Below are 7,952 nucleotides of genomic sequence, written 5' to 3' on the forward strand. Positions count from 1 at the left end.
TTAATTAGAACTGACTTTCTCAAGCCTTTTAAAAGCTCGAAGAGCAAAATAGGCTTGAGAAAGACAAAAACAATAAACTGCGTTTCAGATTTCTAGAATAAATTTCCGAGAATAACTTTACACATATACAGGATATTTAATTGTTGCTATTTTAGTTAAGAGGGATTATAATTATCAGGACAAATGAATACTGTACGGGAGTAACAGGCAGGATATTTTCTGTTGCAGTGCCACCAATCGTAGATGACTCATCTGCTGGTGCTGCATTAAATTGTGAGACGTATACGGAATAGGCCTTCCGTATGCGTCTTTTTTTATCTATTGCTTCCGATTAGTAGAAAGGATAATTAGATGGATTACTATAAACGTAAGAGTGAAGAAGTTCTAACAGAACTGAATGCTTCCCGTGAAGGGCTGACTACAAAGGAGGTAACCAGTCGCCTGGAGCAGTATGGCTTAAACGAAATTGCTCAAAAGGATCGACGCTCGATTCTCTCCCTATTTATCGAATCGTTCAAGGATCCTATGGTCATCGTTCTGCTGATCGTGGCCATCATTCAGGTCCTGATCGGCGAACAGCTCGAACCACTGATCATTTTTACAGTTCTGATACTGAACTCTCTTCTAAGTGTCGTGCAGACAAAAAAAGCGGAAGATTCATTGGAATCTCTTCGTAAGATGGCATCACCCAGCGCCAAAGTACTGAGAGATGGATCGACTCAATCGATCGAAGCTAAAAACATCACAGTGGGTGATATTGTTGTACTGGAAGCGGGAGATAATATTCCTGCCGACGGTCGCCTGGTAGAAGCTGAATCGCTTCAAGTCCAGGAGGGGTCGCTGACTGGGGAATCAGTTTCATCTGAAAAAAGAACAAATGAGCTGGCTGAAGATACGCCTCTTGCCGACCGAATCAATATGGTCTACAGTGGAACGCTGGTCACTTACGGACGAGGGAACTTTGTCGTCACTGCAATCGGAGAGTCCACTGAAATGGGGAAAGTGGCTCAGCTGATTCAAGGCGCTTCTTCCAAACAGACGCCTCTGCAGCGTAAACTGGAACACTTCAGTAAGAAACTGGGCTGGGCTATCCTGCTTCTGTCTATTCTCATATTCGCTATTCAAGCAGGGCGTATCTTCTTAGGTAATGCTGAAGATATTACAGTCCCATTGTTGGATGCATTTATGTTTGCCGTTGCTGTCGCTGTTGCTGCCATTCCTGAAGCTCTGCGGTCGATCGTGACCATCGTTCTCTCAGTGGGTACAAATAAGATGGCTAAACAGCATGCCATCATCAGACAGCTTCCAGCCGTAGAAACGCTCGGATCCACCAGTGTGATTTGTACAGACAAAACAGGTACCTTGACTCAAAATAAAATGACTGTGGTCGATGCCTACATTCCAAATGGTGAATCCAATCTGTTCTCCGGTGATCCTGAAAAATGGACTGAGTCCGAACAGATCCTGATGCAGGTCGCGACCCTGACGAATGACTCCACATTAAGTGAAAACGGAGAATCAAGTGGCGATCCCACTGAAGTTGCACTGATCGCATACAGTAATAAACAAAATCTGCCTTACGACACTGTACGTAAAACCTACCCACGTCTTGCAGAACTGCCGTTTGATTCCAGCCGTAAACGCATGTCTACTGTGCATGAGATTGATGGAGAAAAAAGGCTTCTGGTCAAAGGCGGCCCAGATGTCATCTTCTCTCTCTGTTCAAAAATTAAAATGAACGGGGAAGTCGTCTACTTAACCGAAGAGCTTCAAAAAGAACTGGTGGAGCAGAACGAGTACTTTTCTGATCAGGCTATGCGTGTACTGGCTTTTGCCTATAAGCCAATCGATAAAGAAGACATTGATGTGGAGGACGAAAATGATCTGATTTTTGTTGGACTGCTGGCTATGATCGATCCTCCTCGTCAGGAAGTCTACCACGCAGTAGAAGATGCTACTGCTGCAGGAATCAAGACAATTATGATTACAGGAGACCATAAAACGACTGCACGGGCAATCGCCAGAGATCTGAATATTTCCAGTGAAGGCGACCTGGCACTTACCGGGCAGGAATTGGATGCCTTGTCTGATAATGAACTAATGGAAACCCTGGAAAAAATCACTGTCTACGCTCGAGTCACACCTGAAAACAAAATACGTATTGTAAATGCTTGGCAGGATAAAAACCAGATAACTGCGATGACAGGTGACGGCGTCAATGATGCACCCGCCCTTAAACAGGCCGATATAGGAATAGCCATGGGCAGTGGAACTGATGTCGCTAAAGATGCTTCAGATATGATCCTCACAGACGACAACTTCGTTTCGATCGTCAAGGCAGTAGCTGTTGGTCGAACGATTTACACCAACATTAAGAAAGCTATCGCTTATCTTTTCTCCGGTAACCTTGGAGCTGTTATTGCTATCCTGTTTGCTTTGATTATGAACTGGATCAGTCCATTTACGGCGCTGCAGCTGCTGTTCATCAATCTGGCCAATGATTCACTGCCTGCAATTGCGTTAGGTCTCGAACCTAAAGAACCGAATGTCATGAAAGAAAAACCGAGAGATCCAGATGAAACGATTTTCTCCGGTCAAACACTTCAGACTGTCATATTCAGAGGAAGTCTGATCGGGCTGGCTGTCATTATTTCTCAGTTTATAGGGCTGCTGAACTATACACCTGAAATTAGTGTCGCCATGGCCTTTACTACCCTGATTCTGGCTCGTACCCTGCAAGTCTTTCCTGCTCGATCTATCACTCAGACGAGTGTGGAAGCAGGCTTCTTTAAAAATAAATTTGTCCTGATCGCTTTCGTTGTCTGTTCTGGCTTGTATAGTCTAACACTACTTCCTAGTGTCAGAGGAGTCTTCTCGATTCCTGACTCATTTGGATTTGTGCAGTGGGCTATCGCTGCCGGACTTGCCCTCAGCACGACAGTCATCATGGAGCTGAGAAAGAAAGTTCTGCCATTTAAATAAATTCATGTTATCAAAAAAACAGTGCGTTTCCCTTATTACAGGGAGCCGCACTGTTTTAGTTTAATTACTTTTCATCAGCTCGTCGACATAATTGACTGTATCTGGTTGGTTCTCTTCAATCTCTCTGATTTTATCTGCAAACTGAGGCAGATGATCTTTGTGAGCATAAAGCATCTGATCAAGTATATCTTTTGCAACGACTCCTCCTGGCACTAGCGGGTTGACGATAAATGCACTTAATGCACGATTATAGTCTCCATCGATTGCAGCACGGATGACGGTTTCTTCCATCCCTTTCATACTTTGGATGACGCCTCTCGCTTCAGGAGTGAAGGTTCCCCAGTTATAGGGCTCAAATCCGTGAGACGTGACCACCCCAGATACTTCTACAGCACAGTCATATGGCAGGTCTGTAACTGTTCCATTATTCTCGGTCGAAACGACCATTTCTGTGCGAAGATCGTTTTGAATTGCAGCAATGATTTCACACGCTGCATCACTATAATGTGTGCCTCCACGCTGGGACAGCTCTTCAGGCTTATAATCCAATTCAGGATCCTTGTAAAGCTCGAACAATCTCGCTTCGGTTTTCTTAACAACTTGAGCTCTGGTTTCCCCTTTCTCAAATTCCTCAATCGAGTGCTTCAGCATCTCATCTTCTGCATAATAATATCTATGGTAACCGCATGGAAGCATCTCAAGCGCTATGATCTGTTCGTAATGGAAACTGGCATTGTGAATATTTTTCAGATGGCTTTCCTGATCCTCGTCAGTCGGTTTGTAAATCGCATCGATGACTTCGTGTGTCCGCTCCAGCCCCTGCTTGTCCCAGACACGGTGCCAGTGGAAGTGGTTGATTCCGGCGAACTTGAAGAACAAGTCTTCTTCCGGGATATCCAGTTTTTCGGCAGCCATTTTTCGGTGGCCGATCGGCACATTACACAGACCTACTGTTTTCTTCCATCCACCATGCTTGATTGCCGCTTCTGTTACCATTCCAGCTGGATTTGTGAAGTTAACCAGCCAGGCATCCGGACACTGTGTTTTCATGTCTTCAATGATACCGAGAATAACGGGAATAGTACGGAAAGCTTTAAACATTCCCCCGGCTCCATTTGTCTCCTGCCCCAGTACGCCATGTGACAACGGGATACGCTCATCTTTCACTCGTGCATCCAGAAGTCCAACTCTAAATTGTGTGGTGACAAAGTCAGCATCTTTTAAAGCTGATTTTCTATCTAATGTCAGCGTAACTTTCCAGTCGAGCCCTGCTGCTTTGACCATTCGTCTGGCCATTGCGCCAACAATATCCAGTTTGTGTTTACCGGCTTCGATATCTACAAGTACGATCTCACTGATTGGAAGTAAGTCTTTGCGCTTAATATATCCTTCGATCAGTTCAGGTGTATAACTGGACCCTCCACCGATTGTTACAATTTTCAATCCATCTTTTGCCATGTGTGCTTCCTCCTAATTTTAGTCTGCAAAATTCTTTACAAGCCAAGCTTAATGTATGTAATTGATTACAGACAAGCGCTTTCTTTATTTGTTTTGTTATCAGTCAGATTGATAACTGATAAGCTCTTTAAAACAGACTTTGTGTCAGAGAAGAACACCCCTTCTGTAATAGAATCTACACAATTAATGCAGTCTGTTCGCTTGAAGTATGGGACAGTCATGCTATACTTTGACATACTGAACAATGATTAATATAAACAAAGATAAAGAGGAGCATTTATGAATTTTACTGCAATAGATTTTGAAACAGCCAACCGCCAGACACACAGTGCCTGTTCTGTGGCATTGACGATTGTAAGAGACAGTGAGATTGTCGACGAGTATTATTCACTGATCCAGCCTGAGACTTGGTTTGACCGCATCAACACTCAGATACACGGCATTAGAGAAACGGATGTCCTTGATTCACCTAAGTTTCCTGAAGTATGGAATGAAATGAATCAGTACTTCACTAGAGACCAACTGGTGATTGCTCACAATATGCCATTTGACAAACGCATCCTAACTGGCACATTGTCTTATTACGGCTTACAGATCCCTCAGTTTAAAACCTTATGTACCGTCCGTTCCTCCCGGGCTCTGCTTAAAATTCTGCCGAATCATAAACTGAACACAGTAGCGGCTTATTATGGTATTCCGTTTAATCACCACCATGCTTTGGAAGATGCACGAGCGTGTGCGACAATTCTTCTGAATCAGGAAAAAGAATTTGGACAATCAACGCTGACCCGTTTTATTAAGTAGAATGGATAATAAGCAGGTAACATGACGGCGGGAGCTGGGTGCTATTGTGGCGACTGCTCCCTCAATCTGAGTCCATTTCCATCTGAATTCCGGTGTTACGTAAATATGGAAGGTCATACCAAATGTCATAAAAGCAAAAAATGCTGGACACTCCCCAATCATTTAGGGAATGTCCAGCATTTTTCTATAATACTAACCTGCTCATCTGACAAACATCGAGGTATTCACCAGCGTCCTTGACACCATATTTCATGATTGCTTCAAGATCGAAACCTAAAGACTCATACAGAGCTCGGCCGCGCGTGTTCCTGTGCTGAACCTGCAGCTGAAGACGCTTGATCACTTCGGACTCCTGTGCCCAGTCAATCAGGTCTTCCATCATCAGTCGACCCAGTCCCATACCCCAGTAATCCTTGTCGATCACAATGCCGATGTCTCCAATGTGCCTGATCTTCGGTTTGGAAGAAGCATGGATCGAAGCAATCCCGATGACTTGTCCATCAACAACTGCAAGGAGTATTGTATTGTTATCTGAATGATAAATTTTGTCCAGCTCTTCAGCTTCTTCTTCAACAGTGATACCCAGTCCTTCTTCCCCCTGGGTCATAAACCCTGTCTGAGTGGCTGTCCGATTCAGCAGATCGATGACTGCTTCGGCATCGTCCGGTATCGCTTCTCTGATAGTACAGTCCAGTGTCTGCTCTTTTACCATATCAAACTCACTCCAATCGTTCTAATACTTCTCTGTACTGGTCACCTTGGGCCGAGAATTTGATTTCACGGTCATTCAGATTGTCTGACGTATTGATTGACACTGCTATAAATTCTTCAGGAAGATCTTCTTTCATAAATGATCCCCATTCGACGACCGTGATTCCTTCGCCATAAAAATAATCATCCAGACCCAGGTCCTCATCTTCTGAATCTTCCAGTCGATAAAGATCCATGTGGTATAATGGGAGTTTTCCATCTGTGTATTCCTTTATCAATGTGTAGGTCGGACTTTTTACTGCCCTGCTTATACCTAGTGCCTCGGCTATACCTTTTGTAAAAGTTGTTTTCCCTGCTCCAAGCTGTCCTTCGAGAAGGAGCGTCATTCCGGGTTTCAGCTGATCAGCCAGTCGCTTGGCCAGTGCTTTTGTTTCTTCTTCACTGTGTGTGATCACTTTCATCATAATCCCTCATCATAAAAAATATACTTTATAGTACCATACCTGAACGTGTTTGTGCACATCAAAAAAGAGCCAGCGGATGCTGACTCTTCTTGCTATCCCGTTATTCGCCTAGTGCATTTTTTCCTAGAAACGCCCACAGCATCCAGATCGTCTGGTCGACATAGGTTTTCTGTTCAGTCAGAATATCTACGGTTACATCATCGTTCGCTTCATCAAACATGTCGATTCCTTTAGATAATTCATCTCTCAATGTTTCAAAATCATGAACGACTGATTCGATCATGTCTTCTTCACCTAAATGCTTCTCACCTGGTGCTTCTTTAATCGTTGAGTGATCGATAAATTCTTTCAAAGTAGAATACGGTTCGCCGCCCAGCTGCAGCAGTCTTTCTGCAGTTGCGTCAAAATGTTCTGTCAGTTCGTCATAGTACTCTTCGAGCTTTACATGCAGTTCGAAAAATGCCGGTCCTTTTATATACCAGTGTGCCTGGTGCAGTTTAATATAGAAAAGGCCCTGAGTTGCTACCAGATTGTTCAGATAACTTGTTACTGATTCTGTTGCCATTGATCAAACGCCTCCTAAAATATTTGTTCTTTCTATAGTTTATGATACATCCCTCACAATATCAATTGAAATGCTCAAAAAAAACAGAAGAAGTAAGGACTTCTTCTGGTTCATTTATCATGTTCCCTAAGGTCCAACTGTCAGGACAGCGCCGTCCAGTTCAGTTTCTCTTCCACCTAATACTGCAGTAGGATTCAACGCATAATTTCCTGGTCCAAGTGGCTGACCATCGATCAGCATATCCCAACGAAGAAATGTTCACCTCTTGGTACGTTCTGACTAACAGCCGTTTCCGTCAGCAGTTCGCCTGTATCAGCATTTCGGACACGCAATGAGAACTGATCGACATCTGTCGTCAGATTGGCTAACCCGACCAGCAGGCCGTCCATCAGACCGAATTGTACGTCATTCAGAAGCGGGAAATCCGGTTCCTGAATAAACAGGATAGTCGGTACATCATATGACTTGACTCCATCACTAATTGTAAAGGTGCCCTCGACATAACCCGGTTCCAGATTAGAGGCAGCCACCTGTACATTGAAGTTGAATGAATTTGATCTGCCGGCCTGAATATTCAGATTGTTGCTGTTGCTGACTTTGATCCCGTTGTTTCCGGAAAAACTGACAGTATGACGTTTTCTGCTGTCTGACAGATTATGAATCTCAAAGCTCTGTCTTCGTACCTCTCGTCCTTTCTGCTTCTCGAAAACACCGAAAGAATGACTGCCAGGAATGATAAGAGTTTCAGCCTCGATCGCCTGAAGCACACGAACACTTCCTGCTCCTTGTGTATTATGCGGATACACTTGACCCTCTCTGTCAGTAAGCTGTTCAGCTGTGTTCAGTGAACTACCCACCACTTAAATCCTCCGGATTTTGAAGTGGGGGCTTCCTACGAACTCCATTCTTGTCTGCACAGGTTTCATGCAGACAGAGGAATCGGATATGGGTAGGCTCAAAAGGCAGTC

The 7,952-nt window shown here is 44.1% G+C and carries 7 protein-coding genes; 2 read left to right on the forward strand and 5 right to left on the reverse strand.

The features are described from left to right. The first annotated feature begins 351 nt into the window (after positions 1–351). Positions 352–2,982, forward strand: a complete 2,631-nt coding sequence (locus ACYQ2O_RS08995) for a calcium-translocating P-type ATPase, PMCA-type (protein WP_346023852.1) — start codon at positions 352–354, stop codon at positions 2,980–2,982. 60 nt (positions 2,983–3,042) lie between these two features. Here the strand turns inward: ACYQ2O_RS08995 and ACYQ2O_RS09000 are convergent, their stop codons facing one another. Beyond that, a complete protein-coding gene (locus tag ACYQ2O_RS09000; RefSeq protein ID WP_346023851.1) occupies positions 3,043–4,440 on the reverse strand; it encodes a 6-phospho-beta-glucosidase in 1,398 nt (465 codons plus the stop codon). A 279-nt stretch (positions 4,441–4,719) separates the two neighbouring features. On the opposite strand from ACYQ2O_RS09000, the gene ACYQ2O_RS09005 reads away from it, so the two are divergent. Further along, positions 4,720–5,244, forward strand: coding sequence for a 3'-5' exonuclease (locus ACYQ2O_RS09005; protein ID WP_346023850.1), 525 nt, complete (start codon positions 4,720–4,722; stop codon positions 5,242–5,244). Between the two features lie 184 nt (positions 5,245–5,428). On the opposite strand, the gene ACYQ2O_RS09010 is transcribed toward ACYQ2O_RS09005, so the two are convergent. The 4 genes from ACYQ2O_RS09010 to ACYQ2O_RS09025 all read right to left on the reverse strand — a co-directional run bounded on the left by ACYQ2O_RS09010 (position 5,429) and on the right by ACYQ2O_RS09025 (position 7,841). Further along, positions 5,429–5,956: a GNAT family N-acetyltransferase gene (locus tag ACYQ2O_RS09010; RefSeq protein WP_346023849.1), complete on the reverse strand. Its 528-nt coding sequence runs from the start codon at positions 5,954–5,956 to the stop codon at positions 5,429–5,431. Between the two features lie 7 nt (positions 5,957–5,963). Beyond that, positions 5,964–6,419 (reverse strand): tRNA (adenosine(37)-N6)-threonylcarbamoyltransferase complex ATPase subunit type 1 TsaE, encoded by a 456-nt coding sequence (gene tsaE / locus ACYQ2O_RS09015; protein WP_459769287.1) that lies wholly within the window; start codon positions 6,417–6,419, stop codon positions 5,964–5,966. A gap of 100 nt (positions 6,420–6,519) precedes the next feature. Beyond that, positions 6,520–6,984, reverse strand: coding sequence for a Dps family protein (locus ACYQ2O_RS09020; RefSeq protein ID WP_091268538.1), 465 nt, complete (start codon positions 6,982–6,984; stop codon positions 6,520–6,522). A 233-nt stretch (positions 6,985–7,217) separates the two neighbouring features. Then, on the reverse strand, positions 7,218–7,841 hold the full coding sequence (locus tag ACYQ2O_RS09025) for a hypothetical protein (RefSeq protein WP_346023847.1): 624 nt from the start codon (positions 7,839–7,841) through the stop codon (positions 7,218–7,220). Between the last annotated feature and the right edge of the window lie 111 nt (positions 7,842–7,952).

It is taken from the genome of Alkalibacterium sp. m-11, assembly GCF_054658155.1.

Excerpts from the sequence above, each read along its gene's own strand:
- ACYQ2O_RS09010 (WP_346023849.1), bottom strand. The coding sequence starts at position 5,956 with ATGGTAAAAGAGCAGACACTGGACTGTACTATCAGAGAAGCGATACCG.
- ACYQ2O_RS09005 (WP_346023850.1), top strand. The coding sequence starts at position 4,720 with ATGAATTTTACTGCAATAGATTTTGAAACAGCCAACCGCCAGACACAC.
- tsaE (WP_459769287.1), bottom strand. The coding sequence starts at position 6,419 with ATGATGAAAGTGATCACACACAGTGAAGAAGAAACAAAAGCACTGGCC.
- ACYQ2O_RS09020 (WP_091268538.1), bottom strand. The coding sequence starts at position 6,984 with ATGGCAACAGAATCAGTAACAAGTTATCTGAACAATCTGGTAGCAACT.
- ACYQ2O_RS08995 (WP_346023852.1), top strand. The coding sequence starts at position 352 with ATGGATTACTATAAACGTAAGAGTGAAGAAGTTCTAACAGAACTGAAT.
- ACYQ2O_RS09000 (WP_346023851.1), bottom strand. The coding sequence starts at position 4,440 with ATGGCAAAAGATGGATTGAAAATTGTAACAATCGGTGGAGGGTCCAGT.